Source organism: Mycobacterium sp., assembly GCF_965277065.1.
In the GTDB taxonomy this organism is placed as follows: domain Bacteria; phylum Actinomycetota; class Actinomycetes; order Mycobacteriales; family Mycobacteriaceae; genus Mycobacterium.
In genome coordinates this window covers 155,817-180,600 of sequence record NZ_CBDIBT010000019.1, presented here as the reverse complement: position 1 = coordinate 180,600, position 24,784 = coordinate 155,817, and the positions used below count along the sequence as shown (strand labels likewise).

Below are 24,784 nucleotides of genomic sequence, written 5' to 3'. Positions count from 1 at the left end.
GCGTCGCCCGAGCGCTGCTGCCTACCGATCCGGCAGCGCGTGCTCCAAGATGGGCAGCCGAGGCAGCGGCTGGCGCTCCGCGCGCTTGGAAGACAGGTAGACCTGCGCGGTCTCGTCGGCCACCGTGTGCCAGTCGAAATCCGCGGTGAGGCGCTGTCGTGCGGCCCGCGCCCGACGCTGCGCCGCTGCCGGATCATCGAGCACCGTGATGACGGCCTTGGCCAGCCGCGCCACATCGCGCGGCGGGCAGGACATCCCGGTTTCGCCGTTGATCACCGCTTCGCCGAGGCCGCCGATGTTCGAAGTCACCAGAGGGGTGCCGGCGGCGGCTGCCTCCAGGGCGGCCAGACCGAACGGCTCGTAATGACTGGGCAGCACGGCGGTGTCGGCACGATGCAATGCGGCCAGCAGGTCGTCGTGATCGAGCCGACCGACGAAGTGAGTTGCCTTGAGCACCCGGTGTTTACGGGCCTGCTCGACGAGCCAATCCTGCTGCGTGCCTTCGCCCGCGATGGTCAGGGTGGCGCCGGGGTGGGCCCGCCGGATCCGTGGCAACGCGGCGATCGCGTCGTGCACACCCTTCTCGTATTCCAGCCGGCCGACATACAGCAGTTCCGGCGGACCGGTGCGTGACGTACGACGTGCGAATGGCCAGCGCGCCGCCTCGATGCCGTTGCGGATCACGGTGGTCTCGGCCAGCCCGGGCCCGAACAGCTCGTTGATCTCCTCGCTCATCGACGCCGAACACGTGATCAGCGAATCAGATTCACGCACCAGCCACGACTCGACCGCGTGCACCTGACGGCTGATCGCCCCGGAGACCCAGCCGGAATGCCGCCCGGCCTCCGTCGCGTGGATCGTGGAAACCATTGGCACATCATAAAATTCGGCCAGCGCAATCGCCGGATGGGCAACCAGCCAGTCGTGCGCGTGAACCACATCGGGTCGCCACCGCTCGTCGTTGCGCAGTCGCTTGAGTGAGAGCCCGGCGCGGACCATCGCGTGGCCCATCGCCAGCGTCCAGGCCATCATGTCGGTGCCGAAGCTGAACTCGTGCGGGTCCTGCGCAGCGGCGACAAGCCGGACATTCTCGTTGATTTCGTCTGACGATGGGTGCGTGCTCGGGTCGGTATTGGTCGGGCGCCGCGACAACACGACGACCTCGTGACCGGCGGCGGCGAGCGCGGTCGACAGGTGATGCACATGGCGGCCCAGTCCACCGATCACCACCGGTGGGTACTCCCACGACACCATCAGGATTTTCATCGCGGCAGCCTCCGGGCATCGAGGGCGCCGAACAAGCCGTCGGCCCGGTTCCAGCCGTCGGCGAGGCGCTGTGCCACTTCGCGCCGCCCCGACGCCAAGGCGCCGGCGATCTCGCGGGTGGCGTGAGCGTGGAGGTGAGCTCGATAGCGGGCGTAGTCGGCGGCAGAGTCTTTGCTCACCATGAACGGCCAGTCGCTGGACACCGTAAGCAGGGTCTCGCGCAGGATCTGATCGGCGACGTGGTCGCGGGGGATCGGCCCGTCCAGCGACGCGTTCTGGGTCAGAGCCTTGTCGACGCAGGCCAGCGCGGTGTCGACGACCTCGGCGTTGAGCTGCACGAGATCGGTGACTTTGTCACCCGACCAGACCTGCCAGTCTTTGCCGGAACCCCAAGAGCTGGGCGGCAAATCGACGGCGCTACCCACCAGGCCCGCACCGGTGGCGTCGCTCAGCGTGCCGACGCGCACCCCGGCCTCCGGCAGCGCTCGCAACACCCGCTCGAGCCAGGCCGGCCCCTCGTACCACCAGTGGCCGAACAACTCGGTGTCGAAAGCGGCGACCACGTGCGCGGGTCGACCGATGCGCTCGGACTCCGACAGCAGTCGGCGCCGTACCACATCGACGAAATCCGCGACGTGGCTGTCGATTGCGTGATCGGCGCGCCCGGGGTCGTAGGGCGCTTTTTTCTCCGAGGGGACGTTGCGGCCGGTGACCCTGGCCGGCTTGAGGCCGGTCCGATGGTCGTAGGTGTGGAAGTCGCGGTAAGCCGCGTGACCCGGATAGCCGGATTTGGGCGACCACACCCGGTAACTCACGTGCAGGTCGCGCCCGAAGGCGACGACGTGCGCGTCACCGACCGGCCGGCCCAGCGCGGTGTCGCCGTGCAACGACGGGCCGTCGACCATGAAATGGCCGACCCCGGCGGCGGCGTAGTCGTGTTCCATGCCCGGGGCGTAGGCGCATTCGGGCGCCCAGATTCCAGTTGGCGTGTGCGCCAACCGTTGCCGGGCATCGGCCAACCCTTCCCGCAGCGCGAACTCGCGGAGTCGCGGATTCAGCAGCGGCTGGAACGGGTGGGCCAGCGGACCACCCAGTAGTTCGACGGTGCCCGCGTCGATCAGCCGTCGCAGCAACGGACTGGCGCCATGACGCCAGTAGGTGGTGAAATCCTCGAGCGCTTCCGCGGTTTCGGCCATCTCGCGAATACCCAAGGCCTGCAGTGCTTCCGGCGCCGACGCGGGGCATCCATCGGTGGACTCTCCGGGGCGCACGCTGGCGGCCTCCACGGCGCGCAGGTGCCAGTTGGCCAGCCAATGATGCAACCTGTCAAGGCAATACGGATCATCGAGCTGTGCCATCACGACCGGGGTGACGCCCAGGGTGATCAGTCGGTGCCGACCCTCGTCGGCCAGTCGGCGCAGGACCCGCAGCAGGGGCAGATACGACGCCGCCCACGACTGGTAGAGCCACTCCTCGCCGACCGGCCAGCGGCCGTGATGCGCCAGCCACGGCAAATGGGTGTGCAGCACCAGGGTGAACAGCCCGGGCACCGGCTCGCTAGGTTTCGTCGCAGTCATCGGCGCCGCTCCTCGATCTCGGCGGCGCGCACCGCGATCGCGACCAGGTCCAGGCTGTCGTCGATGTGTCGCGTTTCGACGGTGCCGGCTTCGACGATGTCGAAGTCCGCAGCGGCCACGGCCGCGACGTCGGCCAGCAGGTCGGCCGGCCAGGGAGCATCGGCAACGGCGCGCACGATCTGGGCGTCGACGATCGAGCCGCCGTGGCGGGCGTCCAGATCGAGGAGCCGCGGCCCGTGAAAAACGCCATACACACCGTCGATCGCGAAGCCGGCCTCACTCAGCAGCTCCGTCAGCTCCTGGGCATTGAGCTCGCGGGTGTGAAACGGATTGATCGGAGTGTCGCGGCCTGGCGAGAACGTGATCCGGTTCGGCGTGGACATCATCAGCACGCCGGACGGACGCAGGACCCGTGCGCACTCGCGGACGAACTGTGGCTGATCCCACAGATGTTCGATGACCTGGAAGTTGACCACGACATCACACGACTGGTCAGGCTGCGGCAGCTCGGCAAGATTGCCCTGGATCACCCGCACCCGCGGATAGTGCTCCCGAACGTGCGCGACGGTCGCCTCGTCGTAGTCCACGGCGGTCACCTGGCGTGCGACATCGGCGATCAGATCGGCGCCATAGCCTTCGCCGCAGCCCGCCTCGAGCACATCGCGGCCCACGCAGCGCTGCGCCAGCTGCTGGTAGACCACCTCATGGCGGCGAAACCAGTAGTTCTCCACGTCAAGGCCCGGGATGGTCCGTTCACCGGTCAACGGCAGGGCGGCGTCCGCGGTCGCGTGCGGGGCATCGGGGATGAATGCGCTCATTGAATAGGCAGGCTAACCCGTAGTGAAGGGTTCGCGAATGCTTAGCGGCGGGTATTCGGTGCCTGGGGCAGGCCGCCGCCCGCTCCTGAAGGCACCGGGGGGACAGAACCTGCAGGACGACCCGCTATGGTGAAGGAGCGAACCGCACAAAGTTACCGGTCAGTAACATGCGGGTGCGGGTCGCACAAGACGTGACCTTTAGTCCTGCCGCTCGAGGCTGCGGGACTCACTCGAGGAGGACGAGCCACTCTCATGACGAACATCGTGGTCCTGATCAAGCAGGTCCCGGACACCTGGTCAGAGCGCAAACTCAAGGACGGCGACTGGACGCTGGACCGTGAGGCCGCCGACGCCGTGCTGGACGAGATCAACGAGCGCGCTGTCGAAGAAGCGCTGCTGATCCGGGAGAAGGAAGCCGCCGACGGCACCGAGGGCTCGGTCACCGTGCTGACCGCCGGTCCGGAGCGGGCCACCGAGGCGATCCGCAAGGCGCTGTCCATGGGCGCCGACAAAGCCGTTCACCTGCTCGACGACGGGCTGCACGGCTCGGACGTCGTCCAGACCGGCTGGGCGCTGGCGCGCGCGCTGGGGACCATCGAGGGCACCGAGCTAGTCATCGCCGGCAATGAGGCCACCGACGGGACCGGCGGCGCGGTCCCGGCCGTCATCGCCGAGTATCTGGGTCTGCCGCAGCTGACCCACTTGCGCAAGCTGTCGCTGGACGGCGAGAAGATCACCGGCGAGCGCGAGACCGACGACGGTGTATTCACTGTCGAGGCCAAACTGCCCGCCGTCGTGAGCGTCAACGAGAAGATCAACGAGCCGCGATTCCCCTCCTTCAAAGGCATCATGGCCGCCAAGAAGAAGGAAGTCACCAAGCTCACACTGGCCGAGATCGGTGTCGAAGCCGACGAGGTCGGTCTGGGCAACGCGGGCACCAAGGTGCTGACGTCGACCCCCAAGCCGCCCAAGACCGCCGGGGAAAAGATCACCGACGAGGGCGAAGGCGGAAGCGACATCGCCAAGTACCTGGTCGGCCAGAAGATCATCTGAGACGTCAACCTTCAACCGAAAGACACGGGACAACTCATGGCTGAAGTACTTGTGCTCGTCGAGCACGCTGAAGGTGCCCCCAAGAAGGTCACCTCCGAATTGATCACTGCGGCACGTGTTCTGGGCGAACCGGCCGCCGTCGTAGTGGGCAAGCCTGGCACCGCCGAGCCGCTGATCGAAGGCCTGAAGTCGGCCGGCGCCGCCAAGATCTACGTCGCCGAATCCGACGCGGCGGAGAGCTTCCTGATCACCCCGGCCGTCGACGTGCTCGCCTCGCTCGCCGAATCCGCCAGTCCGGCAGCCGTTTTGCTGGCCGCCAATGCCGACGGCAAAGAGATCGCGGGCCGGCTTGCGGCGCGGATCGGTTCAGGTCTGCTGGTCGACGTGGTCGAGGTACAACCCGACAACAAAGCGGTGTGGTCCATCTTCGGTGGCGCGTTCACCGTCGAGGGCCAGGCCAACGGCGACACCCCGGTGATCACCGTCCGGCCAGGCGCGATCGAGGCTGAGCCCTCCGATGGCGCGGGCGAGAAGGTCGACGTCGAGGTGCCCGCGCCGGCCGAGAACGCCACCAAGATCACCAAGCGCGAGCCCGCGGTCGCGGGCGACCGTCCGGAACTCACCGAGGCCACCATCGTGGTGTCCGGTGGTCGTGGTGTCGGCAGCGCCGACAAGTTCACCGTGGTCGAGGAGCTGGCTGACTCCTTGGGTGCCGCGGTCGGTGCCTCGCGCGCGGCGGTGGACTCCGGTTACTACCCGGGTCAGTTCCAGGTGGGCCAGACCGGTAAGACGGTCTCCCCGCAGCTCTACATCGCGCTGGGCATCTCCGGGGCGATCCAGCACCGCGCCGGCATGCAGACCTCGAAGACGATCGTCGCGGTCAACAAGGACGAAGAGGCGCCGATCTTCGAGATCGCCGATTACGGAATTGTCGGTGACCTGTTCAAGGTCGCGCCGCAGCTCACCGATGCGGTCAAGACCCGCAAGGGCTGATCACTCGCGAAAGCCCCGCACGCCTGCCTGCGCGTTCCGGCCTAGCCTGGTGACGTGAGCGATCCGCAGCGCGAGTTGGCCACGGTGTCCGACGGCGACGGTCCGACAGCCGATCTCGCGGCGACCGCGCTCGGCAGCGCATCGGCCGTCACCCGTTTGCGCGCGGCGATCCTGGCGCTGGCGGCCCATCGCGGGCCGGACTCCAGCATCTGCCCATCGGATGCGGCGCGTGCCGTCGGCGGAGAGCATTGGCGAGACCTGATGAACGACAGTCGCAGCACCGCTCTGGCATTGGCGCGCAACGGGGATGTGGACATCACTCAGCGCGGTGAAGCCGTCGATCCTCGCCACCCGCCGCGCGGGCCCATCCGGATACGGATATCGCCACCCCGATAGCAGTTCGCCGAACTGCAAGTCGGATCTAGTTGTGTTTCGCCTCGTAGCGCAGCAGGACCGTGCCGCCCGGGAAGCTGCGGTTCTCCAACAGTCGCAGCGAGATCCATGACGGCAGTGTCGGGAAGAACGGTGTGCCGCCGCCCACGGCGGTGGGCGCGACCACAATCCGGTACTCATCCACCAGTCCGGCCTGCACGATCGGTGCGGCCAGCGTCGCGCCGGCCACCTCCAGCCTGCCGTCGGTTTCGGCCTTCAGCCTCGTCACCACTTCGACCGGGTCACCGCGTTCCAGGCGGGAGTTCCAGTTGACGGACTCCAGGGTGCGCGAGAACACGACCTTGGGCATGTCGCGCCAGACCTGCGCGAAGTCGACGATCTGAGGGGTGGCGTCCGTGACTTTGTCGGCGGTCGGCCAGTACGCGGACATCAGTTCGTAAAGCCGCCGCCCGTAGAACGAGAGGGCGGTTTCCCGCTCGAAGTCATTCCAGTACTGGTGCAGTTCTTCGCTCGGATCGGACCAATCGATGTTGCCTTGCGCGTCGGCGATGTATCCGTCCACCGACACGTTGAGGCCATAAATGAGTTTGCCCATGCAGATCAGACTGCATCACAGAGCAAAACTCAGCGCGACGCCACGCGAGATGTCGTCCGGCTCGGGACTTTGCTCCTCAAACGCACTGTCGCGAAGTTAGATTCGACGATCGTCGCGACGGGCTTTCTCCCCCCGGTCACCCACAGGTTTTGATCGTTGCTCGGCGAGGTTTGAGATCGCACGCAGCGGTGTATAAAGACTTGCTACTTCGGTCTAGGAAAGGCTTAACGATGAAGGCAATGGTGCCTGGGGCGCTCGTGATCGCCGCGCTCATGTTCAGTGGATGTTCTGCTTCGCAGATCATCAACACCGGTGGTGACACCAAGTGCAAGGACTTCACCACGCAGGACGAGAAGAAGCAGAACGACGAGGTCAGCAAGATGCTCAAGGACAAGAGCGGCACTGACCCGGCGAGTTTGCAGATCACCGCCACCCGGTTGTCGGCGGCCACGTACTGCCAGACGCTGGGCAAGCCCGACAGCAAGATCTCCGAGGCGCCACACTAAATTACAAATCGGTTACGCCGATGGCTCACTCGTCGTCGGCCTGCAACACCACCATCGCCCGCGCGGCGACCTGGACAGCATTGCCGGCCGGAGTCGGTTGCGGGTCTTCCACATTCGCCGTTTCCGCGGCCGAGTCGACAACGGGCGTCCACGCCCGGCCGAACTCTGCCGGTGGCAGGGTGAATTCGATCGGCTCGTGGTGGGCGTTGAAGCACAGGAGGAACGAGTCGTCGGTCACCCGTTGCCCGCGGGCGTCGAGATCGGGGATGCCCAATCCGTTCAAGTAAACGGCTACTGACTTACCGAAGCCCGAATCCCAGTCTTCGTCGGTCATTTCAGAGCCGTCCGGCCGGAACCAGGAGATATCGAGCTGCCCCTCGGCGCCTCGCCGTCGGACCGGCAGCCCGGTGAAGAACCGGCGGCGCCGGAACACCGGATGTGCCGCCCGCAGGGCGGACACCGACCGGGTGAACTCCACCAGGTCGATGTCAGCTTTGTCCCAGTGCACCCAGGTGATCTCGTTGTCCTGGCAGAAGCCGTTGTTGTTGCCGCCCTGCGTGCGCCCGAGTTCGTCGCCATGGCAAATCATCGGAACACCTTGCGACAGTATCGTTGTGGCGAGGAAATTACGTTGCTGGCGCGCCCGCAGCGCGTTGATCTCGGGATCGTCGGTGGGTCCTTCGACCCCGCAGTTCCATGACTGGTTGTTGCTCTCGCCGTCGTTGTTGTCTTCGCCGTTGGCGTCGTTGTGTTTTTCGTTGTAGGACACCAGGTCTAGCAGTGTGAAGCCGTCGTGCGCGGTGACGAAGTTGATCGACGCAACCGGACGCCGAGCGGTGGACTCGTAGAGATCGGCCGAGCCGGTCAGCCGCGAGGCGAACTCGCCCAGGGTTGCCGACTCGCCGCGCCAGTAGTCGCGAACGGTGTCGCGGTATTTGCCGTTCCATTCGGTCCATTGCGGAGGGAAGTTGCCGACCTGATAACCACCCGGGCCGACATCCCACGGCTCGGCAATCAGCTTGACCTGACTGACGATCGGATCCTGTTGCACCAGTTCGAAAAACGCACTCAAACGATCGACGTCGTAGAACTCGCGGGCCAGGGTGGAGGCCAGATCGAAGCGGAATCCGTCAACGTGCATCTCGGTCACCCAGTACCGCAACGAATCCATGATGAGTTGCAGCGTGTGCGGATGCCCGACGTTGAGGCTGTTGCCGGTTCCGGTGTAGTCCATATAGTACTGCTGATCGTCGTCGACCAACCGGTAGTAGGCCGCGTTGTCGATCCCACGCATCGACAAGGTCGGCCCCATGTGATTGCCCTCGGCGGTGTGGTTGTACACGACGTCGAGGATGACTTCGATGTCCTCCTCGTGCAGGGCGCGGACCATGGTCTTGAACTCCTGCACCTGGCCGCCGGGTGTGGTGCTGGAGGTGTACTTGAAATCGGGCGCCAGGAAGCCGATTGTGTTGTAGCCCCAGTAGTTTGACAGTCCCTTGTCCACCAGCGTGGAGTCATTGGCGAAGTGGTGCACCGGCATCAGCTCGATCGCGGTGACGCCCAGACTCTTCAGATGCTCGATGATCACCGGGTGGGCGATGCCGGCGTAGGTGCCGCGCATCCGCTCGGGAATGTCGGGGTGCAACTCCGTGAGGCCCTTGACGTGTGTCTCGTAGATGACGGTGTCGGCGTATTCGTGGCCCGGCGGGCGGTCATTGCCCCAGTCGTAATACGGGTTGATCACGACCGACTTCGGCATGTTCGGCGCGGAGTCGTCGTCGTTGCGGCTGTCGGGGTCGCCGAAGTTGTAGCTGAACAGCGACTGGTGCCATTCGAAATTCCCGTCGATCGCCTTGGCGTAGGGGTCGAGCAACAGCTTGTTGGGGTTGCACCGTTGCCCGGCGGCCGGGTCATAGGGCCCGTGCACTCGGTAGCCGTAGCGCTGACCGGGTTCGACGGTGGGCAGGAAGCCATGCCAGACGAAGCCGTCGACCTCGTTGAGCGGCATCCTGGTTTCGTTGCCGTCGGCGTCGAAGAGGCAGAGCTCCACCTTCTCGGCGACCTCGCTGAACACCGCGAAGTTGGTGCCCGACCCGTCGTAGGTCGCGCCGAGCGGGTAGGCCTTGCCCGGCCACTGCTCGATGCGCACCGACCGAGTCGACTCCGCGGTTTCTGTCACAGCGCCTTCTTTCGTCAAAGGGCCGCGGAGCCGCGACCCGACGGTGCAGGTTACCCACCAGGCGGCTAGTCACACATCATGTGAACCGGGGCACAATGCAGTAATGAATCGTTGGCCGACCCCCGATAAGCCCGGACCCGGACAGGAATCGGTGTGGGACTATCCGCGCCCGCCGAGGCTGGAGGAGTTCGCCGGCTCGATCACCGTCGACTTGGCCGGCCGAACGATTGCCTCGACCACGCGCGCCTGGCGGGTGCTGGAGACCAGTCATCCGCCGACCTACTACCTGCCCGGCACCGCTTTCGCCGACGGGGTGCTGCGCCCCGCTGACGGCGCTTCGTGGTGTGAATGGAAAGGACAGGCAACGTATTACGACCTGGTGACCGAGGTGCGGGTGGCGCCGCAGGCGGCTTGGACCTACCTTCAGCCCGCTGGTGGTTTCGCGCCGCTGGCGGGTGCGATCGCCGTGATGGCCGCGGCCGTGGATCAGTGCACGGTCAACGGTGAGGTGGTGGCCCCGCAGCCGGGCGGCTTCTACGGCGGTTGGATCACCAGCTGGATTGTCGGCCCTTTCAAGGGAATTCCGGGATCGATGGGTTGGTGACGCCGGATCACAGTGCAGCAGTCGAGATCGCCTCGATACGACGTAACGCGATCGCGCACACCGACAGATAGGCGGTCGCCCACAACGGAGCGGACATACTCGCTCGCGCGCCGCCGTCGGCCGGCTCGACCCGGTGATGGGTTGCCGGGATGCCGGCCACTTTCCACGCCCAGTGCCGGCCCGCTTCGAACTCGGTGATGGTGAACGGGGCGGCGAAACCCAATGGCGTGCGCACGCTACCGGTTGCGCCCAATTCCAAGCGGGTGTGCGGGGGATCGAGCCACGCCCCGCTGACCGTCGGGCCCCACTTCGGCCACGCGTCGAGATCGACGAGCACGTCCCACACCACCGACGGTGGTGCAGCGATGAATCGGTGGACGGCAAGCATTACGGGGCGTTCCCTCCCAGACTTCGTTGTTGTTCGACGACGTCGCCGAGATCCTTGAGTCGTCGCATACCGGCCAGCGGCTGATTCATCCGGTGGTTGTTCTCGAGGTGTTTGGCGTTGCGGTCCAGAAACCACCAGTAGCCGCCGGTGAACGGGCAGGCCCGATCGCCCACCCGCTCACCGGGACGGTAGCGGCAATCGCCGCAGTAGTCGCTCATCCGATTGATGTAGGCGCCGCCGGAGGTGTACGGCTTGGTCGCCATCAGCCCGCCGTCGGCGTGCTGCGACATGCCGATCACGTTGGCGACCATCACCCATTCGTAGCCGTCGACAAAGCAGCGGTGGAACCAGTCGGTGACCGCGGAGGGATTCCACCCGCGCTGCAGGGCGTAATTCGACAGCACCATCAGCCTCGGAATGTGGTGTACCCACCCGTGTTCGCGGACCTGGGCGAGTACGTCCTTCAGGCAGTTCGCGTCGACGGCGTCGGCGTCCAGCTCGGCGAACCATTTCGGTATGCGGGCGTGAGCGTCTAGCGCGTTACGGCGGCGGTAGCCCTTGCCGAAATGCCAATAGACATGCCAGATGTAGTCGCGCCAACCGATCAGCTGCCGAATGTAGCCCTCGACGCTGCCGATCGGTGCTGTGCCCGATCGGTAGGCGTCTTCGGCGGCGTAGGCGCAGTCCAATGGGTCGAGCAGACCCAGGTTCATCGGCGCCGACAGCAGGCTGTGCGCCATGAAGCGGTCGCCACTGAGCATGGCGTCTTCGTGAGGGCCGAAGTGCGGCAGGCGATCTCGCACAAAAACCGTGAGCGCGGCTTGCGCTTCGACCGCGGTGACGGCAAATTCGCGCGGGCCGTCACGGCCGACGAATGCGACCTCGCCGTCGCGCTCCCAACGGTCCAGATCAGCGCGGACCTGTTCGTCGATCTCGTCTTCGTCGGGTCGCCACGGTGCCGTGATCCCGAGATCGCCACCGTCGGGCGCGGGCTCACGATTGTCGGCGTCGAAGTTCCATCGTCCCTCGGCCGGCCGGTTGCCGTCCATCAGCAGGTCGAATCGCCGTCGCGCGTCGCGGTAGAAGTTTTCCATCTTGAGCGCGCGCTGGCCCTCGGCCCATTCCGTGAATGCCTCGCGGTCGGTGCAGAATCCGCGGGCCGGCAAAACATCGACGTCCGGCAGTGACCGGACGAATTCATCAGCGGCCCATGAAGTGGGCTGGCACACGCTGATCGGCTCGTCGAGCTGATCGAGCGCCTCACGGTAGGTACGCGTCTGCGCGAACGTCGCTTGATCGCCGAGTTCGGCCGCGCGGTGGCGCAACGCCGACAGCACCAAGTGCGCCTTGCGACGATGGAAGCGGTGCCGGGTGAACGCCGCCTGCGACTCGATCAGCAGGACCGGCTGGTCGGGTTCATCGAGAAAATGCGGCCCGAGCTGATCGGCGAAGCACCAGCGTCGGGTGTCCGAACTCATAGTCATTGCCATACCCTTGCTGCAGAATCCGAATCATTTTCCGGGGCCGGGCATGGATCGAGGAACACGATGGCAGACGCCGTGTCAGCACTGGGTACGGAGAAATTCGTATCCCTGACAACCTTCAAGAAGGACGGCATCGCTGTCGCATCGCCGATGTGGATCGGCCGCGACGGCGACCACCTCTTCTTTTGGACGCCGGTCGACAGTTGGAAGGCCAAACGGGCCAGAAACAATCCCCGGGTCACGCTGGTTCCGTGTAGCCGTGGTGGCAAGGTCCGCGAAGGCGCCGCTCCGGTCGGCGGAGTTGCCGAGGTGATCACCGAGCCCGCGACCGTTGAGCGTCTGGCCGGGGTGATCCGTCGCAAGTACGGCTTCGAGTTCGTCATCGTGACGTTCATCGAGCGCATTCTGGCGCGCGGTAGGAAGCCCCGCCTGGTTCTGCGGGTCGACCTGTCTAGTTGAGCTGACCGCTGGACTCGCGAAGGTCGAACCCCTCGAGCGTGCCGGTTGTTCGCCAGGCATCCAGGATATCGGCGTATTCGGTTGGGCTGCCGAACAAGAAGCTGTCCCGGTTCAGCCGCGCGGTCGCCTGACCCTCGCGGTTGTAGTACCCGGGAGTGCACGATTCGCGTCGGCCGGCGATGACGCTGGAACGCTCGACGACGGTGTCGACCCAGGCGGCTTCGGCGTCCGCGGTCGCCTGCATTTCGGCGACGTCATGCTCCAGCGCCCACGCGATGACCCAGGCGATGTGGCGAGACTGAGTGTCGATGAGATACGGGAAATTCACCGTGAAGCCGGACTGGGCGATGCTCTCGACGAAGCAATTCGGAAAACCGTTGACGTGCAAGCCGTGCAACGTGCGGACGCCATCCGCCCATTTGTCGGTGAGGGTCAGCCCGTCTCGGCCGATGATATCGAAACCGGTGCGCTGCGAGTAGCTGGTCCCGACTTCGAATCCGGTTGCGAAAATCAAGCAGTCCAAGGGGTATTCGATGCCGGCCACTATTACGCCCTCAGCGGTGATCTGCTCGACCCCGAGCCCGCGGGTGTCGACCAGGGTGACGTTGTCGCGGTTGAAGGCCTGCAGGTATTCGTCGTGGAAGCAGGGTCGCTTGCAGTAGTACCCGTACCAGGGTTTGAGCGCCGCGGCAGTCGCGGCGTCGGTGACGACGGCTTCGACGCGGGCGCGGATCTCCTCCATCTTGGCGAAGTCGGCCAGCTCGGCGGCATTCGGGCCGCCTTCGTTGACGATCGGCATTTTCTTGGTGAGGCTGGTCCACGCGTCGTCGACCAGGTCTTCATCGGATGACCCACCGGCAGTGAGGATTTGGAAGTTCTCCATCCGTCGCTGTTGCCACCCCGGCTCCAGTGCCGCGGCCCAGTCCAGTTCGGTCGGACGGTTGGCCCGCACGTCCACCGTCGATGGGGTGCGCTGGAAGACGAACAGTTGACCGGCCGCCTCGGCGAGCCTCGGCACACACTGAATGGCCGTCGCGCCGGTGCCGACGATTCCGACCCGCCTGTCGGCCAGAGCGCCCAGCTGGTCGCCGGTGTACTCGTAATCCCAGCGGCTGGTGTGAAAGGTGTGCCCGCCGAAGTCCGTGATACCGGCAATGCCAGGCAGTTTCGGCTTTTGCAGGTAGCCGTTGGCCATCGCCACGAAGCGCGCCCGGATCTCGTCACCACGGTCAGTCGAGATCACCCAGCGGGAAATTGCTGACTCCCAACGGATTTCCTGCACCTCGGTCTGCAGGCACGCATCGCGGTACAAGTCGTAATGCTCGGCGATGCGACGGCAGTGCGCCCAGATTTCGGGGCCCTTGGCGTACTTTTCGGTCGGGATGTAACCGAGCTCTTCGAGAAGCGGCATGTAGACGTAGGATTCAACGTCGCAGGCGATTCCGGGGTAGCGATTCCAGTACCAGGTTCCGCCGACGTCGGCGGCCTTATCGATCAACCGCACGTTGTCGACGCCGAGTTGCTTGCATCGCGCCCCGATCAGCAGCCCGCCGAAACCCGCGCCGACGACTGCGACGTCGACGGCGTCGTGGATCGGGTCGCGGCTGAAGTCCGGGTCGGCCCACGGATCATCGCCGAACTTGCGGAATGCGCCGGTGATCTCCACGTATTGCGCGATGCCGTCAGCGCGTAGCCTGCGCTGGCGCTCCTCGGCGTACTTGCTCCGCAACGCCTCGGGATCGAATGGCCTTGCGCTGCTGCTAGAGGTCACGGCTGAACAGTCAATCAAGTTTGTGGGCCGGACGACGCCTAAACGCCAGTGATTGTTCAAATTGCCGCTGCGACATCGTCATCTACCGTGCACGGACACGTCACGGCTCTGATGCCATCTGGCTGAACAACAACGCAACTGTGGCGTTTATGACCACAGCGTCGGTACTCATACCTGCCGAGAAGCGGACGTGTTCGTCCGCCGAACCGCGATATTCGTTGTTGCTGTCGACCGATCCCGGCCTTATCGAAGCCGCTCAGCGGCTGCGCCACGAGGTGTTCAGTAGCGAGCCAGGCTATGCCCTCTCACAACAAAGTGACAGCCTGGACGCCGATCGCTTCGACGAGCACTGTGACCACTTGCTTGTTCGCGAGGAAAACTCCGGCGAATTGGTGGGCTGCTATCGCATGCTGTCGCCGACCGGTGCCGTCGCAGCCGGAGGGCTCTACAGCGCAACGGAATTCGATATCCGGGCGCTGGACTCGCTGCGGCCGTCGCTGGTGGAGATGGGCCGCGCGGTGGTGCGCAACGACCATCGCAGCGGGGCCGTCGTGCTCCTGATGTGGGCCGGCATCCTGGCCTACCTCGACCACTGCGACTACGACTACGTCTCCGGTTGCGTGTCGGTGCCGGTGGTGGTGGACGGTGAGCCAGACGGCACCCAGATCCGCGGCGTCCGGGATTTCGTGTCGCGACGCCACGCCGCCCCCGCCGAGTACCGGGTGCACCCGCGCCGGCCAGTGATCGTGGACGGACGTCGCCTCGACGACATCGCACCGCCCGCGCGGCCGGTGATACCGCCGCTACTGCGCGGCTACCTGCGATTGGGAGCGCAAATTTGCGGTGAGCCGGCCCACGACCCGGACTTCGGTGTCGGTGACTTCCCGGCACTGCTGGACAAACGGCACGCCGATACTCGCTATCTGCGGCGACTCCGGTCAGTGTCGGCGGCCACCGAAGCAGCGGGCCGGGCGGCGTGGTGAACACGCCAGCGCCGCGTGACCACGCCTGGCTGCCGCGGGCGACGTGCGACACCGGCTGCATCCGGGTCGGGGGCTACCAGGCAACTGGGCGACTGATCGTGGCGCTGCGGGTCGCACGGCGGATCACCCTACTGCTCCTGTTGGCGCCCGCGCTGCCCCTGCTGGCGGGGGTGCTGCCGGGCTGGTCGAAATCACGCCAGATCTACTGCCGACTGCTGTTGTGGTGCCTGGGGGTCAAGATCACCGTTTCCGGCGGGCCGATCCGCAATCTGCCCGGCGTGCTGGTGGTCAGCGATCACACGTCCTGGCTGGACATCCTGACGATCGGCGCGACGCTGCCGTCCAGCCGGTGGCGGGCATCGCCGCTGTCGTTTGTGGCCCGCGCCGACGTGGCCGCCACGTCGGCGGTGCGGATGATGGCCCGCATCGTCAAGGTCATCCCGATCGAACGCGCCAAGCTGCGCGAGCTGCCTGAGGTGGTGGCCACCGTCGCCGCTCGGCTGTACGCCGGCCACACGGTGGTGGCCTTCCCGGAGGGCACCACCTGGTGCGGCCTGTCCGGACCATCGGGCACGGCGGGGCACTCCCACCAGGGGTCGGGGCCGTACTACCCGGCCATGTTCCAGGCCGCCATCGACACTGGTCGGCCGGTCCAGCCGCTGCGGTTGCGCTACCAGCACCGCGACGGCCGGGTGTCGACCGTTCCGGCCTACATCGGCGACGACACACTGCTGGCCTCGATCGGCCGACTGATGGTCGCCCGCCGCACGGTCGCGCGGCTCTACGTCGAATCGTTGCAGCTGCCGGGGGATGATCGGCGGGAGTTGGCCCGTCGCTGCCAGGCCGCGATCCGTGCCACAGCGGTCCCGCATTCCGGCCACGGCCAGCGGTCGTCCGTGCTGGCGTCCTGACCCCTATGCGGGCGTCGCTATCCTGGGCAAGTCATGGCCTACCTGGATCACGCTGCCACCTCCCCGATGCACCCCGCTGCCATCGAGGCGATGACGGCTGTCCTGAGTAGCGTCGGTAATGCCTCGTCGCTGCACGCCACCGGTCGCTTCGCGCGCCGGCGGATGGAGGAAGCCCGCGAGCTGATCGCGGCCAAACTCGGTGCCCGGCCGTCTGAGGTGATCTTCACCGCAGGCGGCACCGAGAGCGACAACCTCGCCGTCAAGGGCATCTATTGGGCCCGCCGCGATGCCGAGCCGCGCCACCGTCGCGTTATCACCACCGAAGTGGAACACCACGCCGTGCTGGACGCGGTCAACTGGCTGGTCAAGCACGAAGGCGCCGAGGTCACCTGGCTGCCGACGGGCGCGGACGGGTCGGTGTCGGCAGCGGCCCTCCGCGAGGCTCTGCAGATCCACGACGACGTCGCGCTGGTGACGGTGATGTGGGCCAACAACGAGGTCGGCACGATCATGCCGATCAACGAACTTGCGGCCGTGGCAGCCGAATTCGATATTCCCATCCACAGCGACGCGGTCCAAGCGGTCGGTCAGCTACCCGTCGATTTCGGCGCCAGCCAGCTCTCCGCGATGAGTGTGGCCGCGCACAAGTTCGGTGGCCCACCCGGAGCGGGCGCATTGCTGCTTCGGCGCGATGTCGGCTGCACACCGTTGTTGCACGGTGGCGGCCAGGAGCGTGACATTCGTTCTGGCACACCTGATGTCGCCGCCGCGGTCGGCATGGCCGCCGCGGTTGCGCTGGCCGTCGACGGGCTGGACGCCAATAGTGCGCGGCTGAGACAGCTGCGGGACCGGCTGATCGACGGTGTGCTCGCTGCGGTCGAGGACACTCGCCTCAACGGCGCCACCGGCGTCCGCCGGCTGCCGGGCAATGCGCACTTCACCTTCGACGGGTGCGAAGGTGATGCGCTGCTGATGTTGCTGGATGCCAATGGAATCGAGTGTTCCACCGGATCGGCCTGCACCGCCGGCGTGGCGCAACCGTCACATGTGTTGATCGCGATGGGCGCTGACGCTGCCAGTGCCCGCGGATCGCTGCGCCTGTCCTTGGGGCACACCAGCGCCGACGCCGACGTCGACGCGGCGCTGCAGGTGATACCCGGGGCGGTGGCCCGGGCCCGGCAGGCGGCACTAGCCACCGCGGGGGTGTCCCGATGAGGGTGCTCGCGGCGATGAGCGGCGGCGTCGACTCTTCAGTCGCCGCGGCCCGAATGGTCGATGCCGGCCACGATGTCGTCGGCGTCCACCTGGCCCTCTCGCACGCCCCCGGCGCGCTGCGGACCGGCTCGCGCGGCTGCTGCTCCAAAGAAGATGCCGGCGACGCTCGGCGAGTCGCCGATGTCCTCGGGATCCCGTTCTATGTATGGGATTTCGCCGACAAGTTCAAAGAAGACGTGATCGACGACTTCGTGTCGTCCTATGCCCGCGGCGAAACCCCGAATCCATGTGTGCGCTGCAATGAGCGGATCAAGTTCTCCGCGTTGGCCGCTCGCGCGCTGGCGCTGGGTTTCGACGCGGTCGCCACCGGTCACTACGCCCGGCTCTCGGACGGGCGACTGCGTCGTGCCGTCGACGCCGACAAAGACCAGTCCTACGTGCTTGCGGTGCTGACTGCCGGTCAACTGCGCCATGCCGCGTTCCCGATCGGGGACACCCCCAAAACCCAGATACGTGCCGAGGCGGCCCGCCGCGGCCTGTCGGTCGCCGAAAAGCCGGACAGCCACGACATCTGCTTCATCCCGTCCGGCGACACCCGTGCCTTCCTCGGTGCGCGCATCGGGGTGCGCCGCGGCCCGGTGGTCGACCAGGGCGGCGCCGTGCTGGCCACCCATGACGGTGTGCATGGTTTCACGATCGGCCAGCGCAAGGGGCTCGGTATCGCTGGCCCCGGACGTGACGGCCAGCCGCGCTACGTCACCGCGATCGACGCCGAGACCGGCACCGTTCAAGTCGGGTCGGTCGCTGACCTGGAGATATGGCAGCTGGCCGGCCACCAGAGCGTGTTCACCGCGGGCACCGTGCCCGACGGACCGATCGAGTGCGCGGTGCAGGTGCGCGCGCACGGTGAAGCGGTCGACGCCGAAGCGCAACCGGGCGGCGAAGAGCTGACAGTCCGACTGCGCAGCCCGCTGCGCGGTGTCGCGCCGGGCCAGACGCTGGTGCTGTACCGCCGCGACCCTGACGGCGACGAAGTGCTCGGCAGCGCCACCATCGCCGCCGCGTCGTAACGCTTCGTCGTCTATCCCGGCAGGTTGGCGGCGATGTTGGACAGCACGATCGTCGACACCGAGTCAGGAAAGCCGCAGTAGGTGACCTCGACCAGCACCACGGACTTCAGCAGGTAATCGCGTCCGCAGTCGCCCGGCCTGGTCTGCAGCGACCGGTCGTCGGCCGTCCAGTCGCCGAGAAGGCCCAACCCGGCCGAGCTGTCGGCGCAGCCGCGAACCGTCGTCACCAACGCCCCGAACGCGCGCCGGGCGGTAGCCGCATCGCGATAGGCCGCGGCACCTTCCGAGATCAGGCCGCCGTGCGGTGGATCTTGAAACGTGGTCTTGTGGAACGCCTCGATATCGGGCCCGAAGGTCGCGGTGTCGGAGTAGACGAAACGGCACGGCGGCGCAGTGTGGGCAAGCGTGTCGATGTCGACCGGGGACGTGGCATCCATCGACGGGATGATCGTCAGGTGCTCGCCGCCGCCGGTGATCGCCTGCATGCGGGACTGATCGAGCAACACCCGCGCGACGTCGACACCGGAAAGGTTAGAGGCGGCGCCGAATTCCTCGGCGACAGTGCCGTCCACCACGCGGGTACAGGCCGCGGCCAGCACAGCCGCGGCACACAGCATCAGCCGTCGCGTCGTCATCTTGAGCAGAGCGTAATCGCACTCAGCTGCCCTTGCCCGGCGCTGCGAAACCGCGATCGAATACGGTTCTCCGGTGAGCGTTTTCGCAACCGGCACCGGCATCGGGTCATGGCCCGGCACCGCCGCGCGGCCGGCAGCCGAAGTCGTCGTCGGCGAGTTGGGTGCTGCGATGGCGCATCTGGTCGAGTTGCCCGCCAGGGGAGTAGGCGCCGACATCATCGGGCGAGCTGGCGCGCTGTTGATCGACATCGCCATCGACACCGTGCCGCGCGGCTACCGGCTGGTGGGCCGGCCCGGCGCGGTTACCCGACGGGCAGCCAGCCTGCTCGCCGAGGACATCGACGCGCTCGAAGAGGCTTGGGAGATTGCGGGCCTGCGGGGCAGCGGGCGACCGGTCAAGGTACAGGCGCCCGGGCCGATCACGCTGGCCGCGGAGCTGGAGCTGTCCAACGGGCACCGGGCGATCACCGATCCGGGTGCGTTGCGCGACATCGCCATCTCGCTGGCCGAGGGGGTCGCCGCGCACCGGGCGTCGATGTCTCGTCGACTCGACGTGCCGGTGGTCGTGCAGTTCGACGAGCCCTCGCTGCCCGCCGCCGTCGCGGGCCGGCTGGGCGGTGTCACATCGCTGAGCTCGGTGGCCGCCATCGAGGAGACGCTGGCCACCACGATGCTCGACATCTGCGCAGCCGCCGCCGGTGCGGAAGTGTCCGTACACAGCTGCGGCTCGTCGATTCCGTGGAAAGCTTTGCAGGACAGCACAATCAGCGCGGTCGCTGTCGACGTCGCAAAACTACGAGCTGCCGATCTGGACGCCGTCGGAGAGTTCGTCGAATCGGGGCGGGTCGTCATGCTGGGCGTGGTGGCGTCCAGCGCGCCGGACCGCCGCCCCGCGGTCGAAGAGGTCGCCACCAGTGCGGCGGCCATCACCGATCGACTCGGTTTCGGCCGGTCGGTGTTGCGCGACCGCATCGGCATCACCCCGGCATGTGGCTTGGCCGGCGCGACTCCGGACTGGGCTCGCACCGCTGTCGGCCTGGTGCGCCAAGTCGCCGAGGCTTTCGCCGACGACCCCGACGCCATCTAGCTGCCCATCCAGGCCTGCGGACACGGCCCCCAGCTAGCGTTGCACGATGGCCATCGCCCGACCCGACGTAGAAGAAATGCTCGACGAATATGCGCTGCGAAAGCTCGTGAACGGCTACGCCCGCGCAGTCGATCGCGGCGACCTGGAGACTCTTCGTGGTCTCTATCACCCGGACGCCGAGGACAGTCACGGATCGTTCTCATCGGGTTCCGTCGACACCTTTTTGCGCAGCCTTGCCGAGGCGCGGCCCTACGTTCGCTCGATGCAACACCACATCACCACCACCAACTTCGCCATCAGCGGCCAGATTGCCGAGGGCGAGATCTACAGCATTGCGACACACTCCTTCGCCGCGCGCGATGGCGAAACCGAGGTCGTGGTGGGCGGGCGTTATCTGGATAAATATGAAAAGCGGGACGGGACATGGAAATTCACCACGCGGTGCGTCGTCACCGACTGGGCGCATGTCCATGATCCGTCGGCGGTCGACACCAGCCATCCGATGACCCGGGACACCCCCCGGGGCCGGCCCGGGTCCGACGATCCCTCCCACGAATTCTTTTCGTTACTGAGGTCATCTCATCCATGAATTCGCCAGGGGCGCCGTTCGCGCAACTCCTATAAGCTGGCGGTCTCTGGGGAGGGGACAAGGGATGGGCATGAATCGCAAAACTGGAACCGGGCGTCAACGAGTTGTGCTGGCGAGCTGGCTCGCCGTGATCGGGCTGGCCGCCGCGGCGTTTCTCGTTCGGAGCCCCGTGATGCCGACCGCGAGCGGCACGACGGCGAGTGCACTTCCGTCACCGACAATCGACGAGCCGGCGAGCGGAGGTTCCAAGTCCGAGACCGCAGTGCTGGCCGGCGGCTGCTTCTGGGGTGTGCAGGGCGTTTTCCAGCACGTCAAAGGGGTGTCGGCGGCGCAATCCGGATACGCCGGCGGAGACGCCGCGACAGCCAACTACGAGACCGTGGGCACCGAGACCACGGGGCACGCCGAGTCGGTGCGCATCACCTATGACCCGACTCAGGTCAGCTACGGTCAACTGCTGCGGGTGTTTTTCAGCGTCGTCCAGGATCCGACCGAACTCAACTACCAGGGTCCCGACGTAGGCCCGTCCTACCGTTCGGTGGTCTTCGCCCAGAACGACAGTCAGGCGAAGATCGCCAACGCCTACATCGGCCAGCTGAACCAGGCGGGCGCCTTTCCCGCGCCGATTGTCACGACTGTGACGACGGGAGCGTCCTTCTTTCCGGCCGAGGCGTACCACCAGGACTACCTCAGCCTGCATCCGAACAACGCCTACATCGTTGCCAACGACCTGCCCAAGCTGGGCGCGCTGAAGGCGGACTTCCCGGAGCTCTACCGCGACTAGCTGACAGAGGGCTGTCGGCAGCCTCCGATAGCCTGCCAGGGTGAGTTCACCAGAGGCTGATCCCATTGGGCCCGAGGTGCGTCGCGCGTGGGGCGAACTGGCCGACGAGGTACGTGAACACCAGTTCCGTTACTACGTGCGCGATGCGCCGGTCATCTCCGACGCGGACTTCGACACACTGCTGCGCCGTCTTGCCGCCCTCGAGGATGAACACCCCGAGTTGCGCACACCCGACTCGCCGACCCAACTCGTCGGCGGCGCCGGCTTCGCCACGGATTTCACCTCGGCCGAGCACTTGGAGCGGATGCTGTCGCTGGACAACGTGTTCAGCGCCGAGGAGTTCGACCTCTGGTCCGACCGCGTCCGAGGCGAATTCGGATTGGACGTGCCGTACCTCTGTGAACTCAAAATCGACGGCGTCGCATTGGCTTTGGTGTACCGCAACGGCCGGTTGGTTCGGGCCGCGACCCGTGGCGACGGGCGCACCGGGGAGGACGTCACGCTCAACGCACGCAGCATCGACGACGTGCCGGAGCGGCTGACCCCCAGCGACGATCATCCGGTGCCCGACGTGCTCGAGGTGCGCGGTGAGGTGTTCTTCCGGCTCGCCGATTTCGAGGCGCTCAATGCCGCCCTCGTCGAGGACGGTAAGACGCCGTTCGCCAACCCCCGCAACAGCGCGGCGGGCTCGCTGCGGCAAAAGGATCCGGCCGTCACCGCGCGTCGCAAACTCCGGATGATCTGCCATGGACTGGGACATGTCGAGGGCTACCGTCCGGACACCCTGCACGATGCCTACCTGGCGCTGGCCGCCTGGGGGCTGCCGGTCTCCGACCACACCACCCGGGTGGAGGACGCGGGCGGCGCCCTCGAGCGGATCGCCTATTGGGGCGAGCACCGCCACGACGTGGATCACGAAATCGACGGTGTGGTAGTCAAAGTCGACGACGTGACGCTGCAGCGCAGGCTCGGCTCGACCTCGCGTGCGCCGCGATGGGCGATCGCCTACAAATACCCGCCGCAGGAAGTTCAGACCGAACTGCTCGACATCCGGGTCAATGTCGGCCGAACCGGGCGGGTCACACCGTTCGCGTTCATGACGCCGGTCACCGTCTCCGGATCAACGGTCGGCCTGGCGACGCTGCACAACGCCGCCGAGGTCAAACGCAAAGGCGTGCTGATCGGCGACACCGTGGTCATCCGCAAAGCCGGTGACGTGATCCCCGAGGTGCTCGGTCCCGTCGTCGACCTGCGCGACGGCTCCGAGCGTGAATTCGTCATGCCTACAACGTGTCCCGAGTGCGGAACGACGTTGGCGCCTGCGAAGGAGGGCGACGCCGACATTCGCTGCCCCAATGCCCGGTCCTGCCCCGCGCAGCTGCGCGAGCGGGTGTTCCACGTCGCCGGACGCGGGGCGTTCGACATCGAAGGACTCGGCTACGAGGCGGCCACCGCGCTGCTGAAAGCACAGGTGATCGACGACGAGGGTGATCTGTTCAGCCTCACCGAAGACGAGTTGTTGCGTACGGAGTTGTTCACCACCAAGGCCGGCACGTTGTCCGCCAACGGCAAACGCCTGCTGGCCAACTTGGACACCGCCAAGAAGCAGCCGCTGTGGCGGGTGTTGGTGGCATTGTCGATCCGGCATGTCGGGCCGACAGCGGCGCGGGCATTGGCCACCGAATTCGGAAACCTGGACGCGATCACGTCGGCGTCGACCGAACAACTCGCCGCGGTCGAGGGTGTCGGCCCGACCATCGCCGACGCAGTGACCGAATGGTTCACCGTCGACTGGCATCGCCAGATCGTCGACAAATGGCGATCGGCCGGCGTTCGGATGGCCGACGAGCGCGACGCCAATGTGCCCAGGACGCTGGAGGGCGTGACGATCGTCGTCACCGGGTCGCTGGCCGGCTTCTCCCGCGACGACGCCAAAGAAGCGATCCTGACCCGCGGCGGAAAGGCCGCCGGTTCGGTGTCGAAGAAAACCGATTACGTGGTCGCCGGCGACTCTCCCGGCTCGAAGTACGACAAGGCAGTAGAACTCAGAGTGCCCGTTCTCGACGAGGACGGGTTCCGAAAGCTGTTGGCAGAGGGGCCTTCTGATTCAGGGGAGTAGCGGCAACCGCCACAGCGGGGTCTTCGGTTCCAGCAGCCACATTCGTACCACGGTGAACCTGATCAGGCGAAGCGCGCCGGTGATCAGGATGGCGGCCAAGGGGAGATCACCCAGCACGGCGGTCAGGATCGCGATCCGAAAGTCGTTGGCGCCGGCCGTCATCAGGTCGAACCACGCATCGCAGATCAACAGCACTCCGGTCGCGAACGCGGTCAGCAGCATCACTTGTCGTCGCAGCAGCCCGAATACGACGGTTGCCGCCATCAAGCCGAGCAGTATCAGGTCGAAGCCGACCCAGGTCGCCGTCCAGTCGTGTACCAGATAGTCATCGGGCAGCGCGAAAGCCAGGTACACGATCCAGGGAATCAGCACCAACGTGCCACCGGTCATGATCCCCAGCCAGCCCCAGCGGATCCGGTGCGCCAGGGCGACCGGCAGCAGCTCTGACAGCGGGCGCTCGAGACGTTGGATCAACTGCCGCCGTTCAGCGGGGGACAGCGCGGCGATCTGGGCGTCGGATAGCAAGCTCACACCTGCATGGATACTCCGTCTGCCGGAATATTCAGTGCAGCAGGGTCGCGACGATGCCGGCCAGATACCCGAGCCGGGCCACCTCCGACGGTCGGAATGCCGGGCCACCAGGCCGGCCGAGAACCACCGAGGTGTTCGGGGTGCCCAGTGGAGCCGCGATCAGTGTGGTGTCGAGGTCCCGCCAGACCTGAGGCACCCAATCCTCGGTGGCGTCCAGCGCGATGGCGTGCTCGATGGGCATCCACGGCGCGGCGGTCAGTCGCGTCTCCGGCGCGCCGGGACTGCCCGCGATGCTCTCGAACTCATCCTCGGTTTTGCTCAGCACCGTGCACCAGTTGACCCGCAGCACCTGCGGCGCCTCGTCGACCAGCACCTGCAACTTGGCGGCGGTGTTACCTGCGGCGGCGACGTGGTCGATGAGCGCCAATTCGCGATGGGCGTCCAGGAGTCCGGTGTGCGGTCGCAGGCTGTCCACCCGTACGCCCTGCAGCGCTTCGGCCGCCGTGATCAGTGTGTCGGGCATGCCCCCCGGTGGTAGCTCGACCACGAGATCGTCGATGGCGTAGTCGGGTCCGCGCTCCACGACGTCCAACGAAAGGATGTCAGCGCCTACCGATCCCAGAGCCACGGCCAGTGAGCCGAGGCTTCCCGGTCGGTCGGCGAGCTGAACCCGCAGCAGATAGGACGGCACGCGGTCACTGTTACACAGCGGCGAGCCCTTGGCATGTCGGCGGCGGCCCGGCGCGGGCCGCGTCGTCGCCCGGTTAGGCTTTT

Annotated in this window: 25 protein-coding genes; 14 read left to right on the top strand and 11 right to left on the bottom strand. The window is 66.4% G+C overall.

Going from position 1 to position 24,784, the window contains the following annotated elements; translation table 11 throughout:
- Positions 1–21 precede the first annotated feature (21 nt).
- The 3 genes from ACQY5A_RS18020 to ACQY5A_RS18010 are packed head-to-tail and all read right to left on the bottom strand — an operon-like array spanning position 22 to position 3,661.
- Entirely contained in the window at positions 22–1,266 is a 1,245-nt protein-coding gene (locus ACQY5A_RS18020; RefSeq protein WP_428341711.1) for a glycosyltransferase family 4 protein, read from the bottom strand.
- A complete protein-coding gene (locus ACQY5A_RS18015; RefSeq protein ID WP_428341710.1) occupies positions 1,263–2,843 on the bottom strand; it encodes a 1,4-alpha-glucan branching protein domain-containing protein in 1,581 nt (526 codons plus the stop codon). The genes ACQY5A_RS18020 and ACQY5A_RS18015 overlap by 4 nt, the downstream gene beginning before the upstream one ends.
- The gene (locus ACQY5A_RS18010; RefSeq protein WP_428341709.1) at positions 2,840–3,661 is read right to left on the bottom strand and encodes a class I SAM-dependent methyltransferase; all 822 of its coding nucleotides are present in this window, start codon (positions 3,659–3,661) and stop codon (positions 2,840–2,842) included. Before ACQY5A_RS18010 ends, ACQY5A_RS18015 begins: the two co-directional genes overlap by 4 nt.
- Positions 3,662–3,913: 252 nt before the next feature.
- On the opposite strand from ACQY5A_RS18010, the gene ACQY5A_RS18005 reads away from it, so the two are divergent.
- From ACQY5A_RS18005 to ACQY5A_RS17995, 3 genes are read left to right on the top strand one after another with little or no spacing between them, the layout of a single operon-like run.
- Positions 3,914–4,714 carry an electron transfer flavoprotein subunit beta/FixA family protein gene (locus tag ACQY5A_RS18005; RefSeq protein ID WP_428341708.1) on the top strand — a complete coding sequence of 267 codons (801 nt, stop codon included), beginning with the start codon at positions 3,914–3,916 and terminating at the stop codon, positions 4,712–4,714.
- Positions 4,715–4,750: 36 nt separating this feature from the next.
- Positions 4,751–5,707: an electron transfer flavoprotein subunit alpha/FixB family protein gene (locus ACQY5A_RS18000; protein ID WP_428341707.1), complete on the top strand. Its 957-nt coding sequence runs from the start codon at positions 4,751–4,753 to the stop codon at positions 5,705–5,707.
- Positions 5,708–5,761: 54 nt separating this feature from the next.
- Positions 5,762–6,103, top strand: a complete 342-nt coding sequence (locus ACQY5A_RS17995) for a DUF3253 domain-containing protein (protein ID WP_428341706.1) — start codon at positions 5,762–5,764, stop codon at positions 6,101–6,103.
- Positions 6,104–6,128: 25 nt separating this feature from the next.
- Here the strand turns inward: ACQY5A_RS17995 and ACQY5A_RS17990 are convergent, their stop codons facing one another.
- Positions 6,129–6,695: a dihydrofolate reductase family protein gene (locus ACQY5A_RS17990; protein ID WP_428341705.1), complete on the bottom strand. Its 567-nt coding sequence runs from the start codon at positions 6,693–6,695 to the stop codon at positions 6,129–6,131.
- Between the two features lie 230 nt (positions 6,696–6,925).
- On the opposite strand from ACQY5A_RS17990, the gene ACQY5A_RS17985 reads away from it, so the two are divergent.
- Positions 6,926–7,201, top strand: coding sequence for a hypothetical protein (locus tag ACQY5A_RS17985; RefSeq protein WP_428341704.1), 276 nt, complete (start codon positions 6,926–6,928; stop codon positions 7,199–7,201).
- Between the two features lie 25 nt (positions 7,202–7,226).
- Here the strand turns inward: ACQY5A_RS17985 and glgX are convergent, their stop codons facing one another.
- Positions 7,227–9,380: a glycogen debranching protein GlgX gene (gene glgX, locus ACQY5A_RS17980; RefSeq protein ID WP_428341703.1), complete on the bottom strand. Its 2,154-nt coding sequence runs from the start codon at positions 9,378–9,380 to the stop codon at positions 7,227–7,229.
- A gap of 103 nt (positions 9,381–9,483) precedes the next feature.
- Here glgX and ACQY5A_RS17975 point away from each other — a divergent pair, with 103 nt between their 5' ends.
- Positions 9,484–9,984, top strand: coding sequence for a DUF427 domain-containing protein (locus tag ACQY5A_RS17975; RefSeq protein ID WP_428341702.1), 501 nt, complete (start codon positions 9,484–9,486; stop codon positions 9,982–9,984).
- 7 nt (positions 9,985–9,991) lie between these two features.
- Here ACQY5A_RS17975 and ACQY5A_RS17970 read toward each other — a convergent pair whose 3' ends face one another.
- Positions 9,992–10,372, bottom strand: coding sequence for an SRPBCC family protein (locus ACQY5A_RS17970; RefSeq protein ID WP_428341701.1), 381 nt, complete (start codon positions 10,370–10,372; stop codon positions 9,992–9,994).
- Complete coding sequence (locus ACQY5A_RS17965; protein WP_428341700.1) at positions 10,372–11,856, bottom strand: cryptochrome/photolyase family protein; 1,485 nt, start codon at positions 11,854–11,856, stop codon at positions 10,372–10,374. The genes ACQY5A_RS17970 and ACQY5A_RS17965 overlap by 1 nt, the downstream gene beginning before the upstream one ends.
- A gap of 63 nt (positions 11,857–11,919) precedes the next feature.
- Here ACQY5A_RS17965 and ACQY5A_RS17960 point away from each other — a divergent pair, with 63 nt between their 5' ends.
- The gene (locus ACQY5A_RS17960) at positions 11,920–12,315 is read left to right on the top strand and encodes a PPOX class F420-dependent oxidoreductase (protein ID WP_428341699.1); all 396 of its coding nucleotides are present in this window, start codon (positions 11,920–11,922) and stop codon (positions 12,313–12,315) included.
- On the opposite strand, the gene ACQY5A_RS17955 is transcribed toward ACQY5A_RS17960, so the two are convergent.
- The gene (locus tag ACQY5A_RS17955; RefSeq protein ID WP_428341698.1) at positions 12,308–14,086 is read right to left on the bottom strand and encodes a flavin-containing monooxygenase; all 1,779 of its coding nucleotides are present in this window, start codon (positions 14,084–14,086) and stop codon (positions 12,308–12,310) included. The two genes, ACQY5A_RS17960 and ACQY5A_RS17955, sit on opposite strands and share 8 nt — an antisense overlap.
- A gap of 149 nt (positions 14,087–14,235) precedes the next feature.
- Between ACQY5A_RS17955 and ACQY5A_RS17950 the strand changes: the two genes are divergently transcribed.
- Genes ACQY5A_RS17950 through mnmA form a run of 4 tightly spaced genes read left to right on the top strand, consistent with a single transcriptional unit; the run spans position 14,236 to position 18,265 of the window.
- Entirely contained in the window at positions 14,236–15,069 is an 834-nt protein-coding gene (locus ACQY5A_RS17950; RefSeq protein ID WP_428341697.1) for a GNAT family N-acetyltransferase, read from the top strand.
- Positions 15,066–15,980: a lysophospholipid acyltransferase family protein gene (locus ACQY5A_RS17945; protein WP_428343220.1), complete on the top strand. Its 915-nt coding sequence runs from the start codon at positions 15,066–15,068 to the stop codon at positions 15,978–15,980. Before ACQY5A_RS17950 ends, ACQY5A_RS17945 begins: the two co-directional genes overlap by 4 nt.
- 33 nt (positions 15,981–16,013) lie before the next feature.
- Positions 16,014–17,195 (top strand): cysteine desulfurase family protein, encoded by a 1,182-nt coding sequence (locus ACQY5A_RS17940; RefSeq protein WP_428341696.1) that lies wholly within the window; start codon positions 16,014–16,016, stop codon positions 17,193–17,195.
- Entirely contained in the window at positions 17,192–18,265 is a 1,074-nt protein-coding gene (gene mnmA, locus ACQY5A_RS17935) for a tRNA 2-thiouridine(34) synthase MnmA (RefSeq protein WP_428341695.1), read from the top strand. Before ACQY5A_RS17940 ends, mnmA begins: the two co-directional genes overlap by 4 nt.
- An 11-nt stretch (positions 18,266–18,276) precedes the next feature.
- Here the strand turns inward: mnmA and ACQY5A_RS17930 are convergent, their stop codons facing one another.
- Positions 18,277–18,900, bottom strand: a complete 624-nt coding sequence (locus ACQY5A_RS17930) for a sensor domain-containing protein (protein WP_428341694.1) — start codon at positions 18,898–18,900, stop codon at positions 18,277–18,279.
- A gap of 73 nt (positions 18,901–18,973) precedes the next feature.
- On the opposite strand from ACQY5A_RS17930, the gene ACQY5A_RS17925 reads away from it, so the two are divergent.
- The 4 genes from ACQY5A_RS17925 (at position 18,974) to ligA (ending at position 23,479) form a co-directional block, all read left to right on the top strand.
- Positions 18,974–19,987: a methionine synthase gene (locus ACQY5A_RS17925; protein WP_428341693.1), complete on the top strand. Its 1,014-nt coding sequence runs from the start codon at positions 18,974–18,976 to the stop codon at positions 19,985–19,987.
- A 46-nt stretch (positions 19,988–20,033) separates the two neighbouring features.
- Positions 20,034–20,576 (top strand): nuclear transport factor 2 family protein, encoded by a 543-nt coding sequence (locus ACQY5A_RS17920; protein ID WP_428341692.1) that lies wholly within the window; start codon positions 20,034–20,036, stop codon positions 20,574–20,576.
- Positions 20,577–20,646: 70 nt separating this feature from the next.
- The gene (gene msrA, locus ACQY5A_RS17915; RefSeq protein ID WP_428341691.1) at positions 20,647–21,360 is read left to right on the top strand and encodes a peptide-methionine (S)-S-oxide reductase MsrA; all 714 of its coding nucleotides are present in this window, start codon (positions 20,647–20,649) and stop codon (positions 21,358–21,360) included.
- 40 nt (positions 21,361–21,400) lie between these two features.
- A complete protein-coding gene (gene ligA / locus ACQY5A_RS17910) occupies positions 21,401–23,479 on the top strand; it encodes an NAD-dependent DNA ligase LigA (RefSeq protein WP_428341690.1) in 2,079 nt (692 codons plus the stop codon).
- Here the strand turns inward: ligA and ACQY5A_RS17905 are convergent.
- The gene (locus tag ACQY5A_RS17905; protein ID WP_428338530.1) at positions 23,468–24,010 is read right to left on the bottom strand and encodes a hypothetical protein; all 543 of its coding nucleotides are present in this window, start codon (positions 24,008–24,010) and stop codon (positions 23,468–23,470) included. The genes ligA and ACQY5A_RS17905 overlap by 12 nt on opposite strands.
- A 31-nt stretch (positions 24,011–24,041) precedes the next feature.
- On the bottom strand, positions 24,042–24,701 hold the full coding sequence (locus tag ACQY5A_RS17900; RefSeq protein WP_428338531.1) for an amino acid-binding protein: 660 nt from the start codon (positions 24,699–24,701) through the stop codon (positions 24,042–24,044).
- Positions 24,702–24,784: the final 83 nt, after the last annotated feature.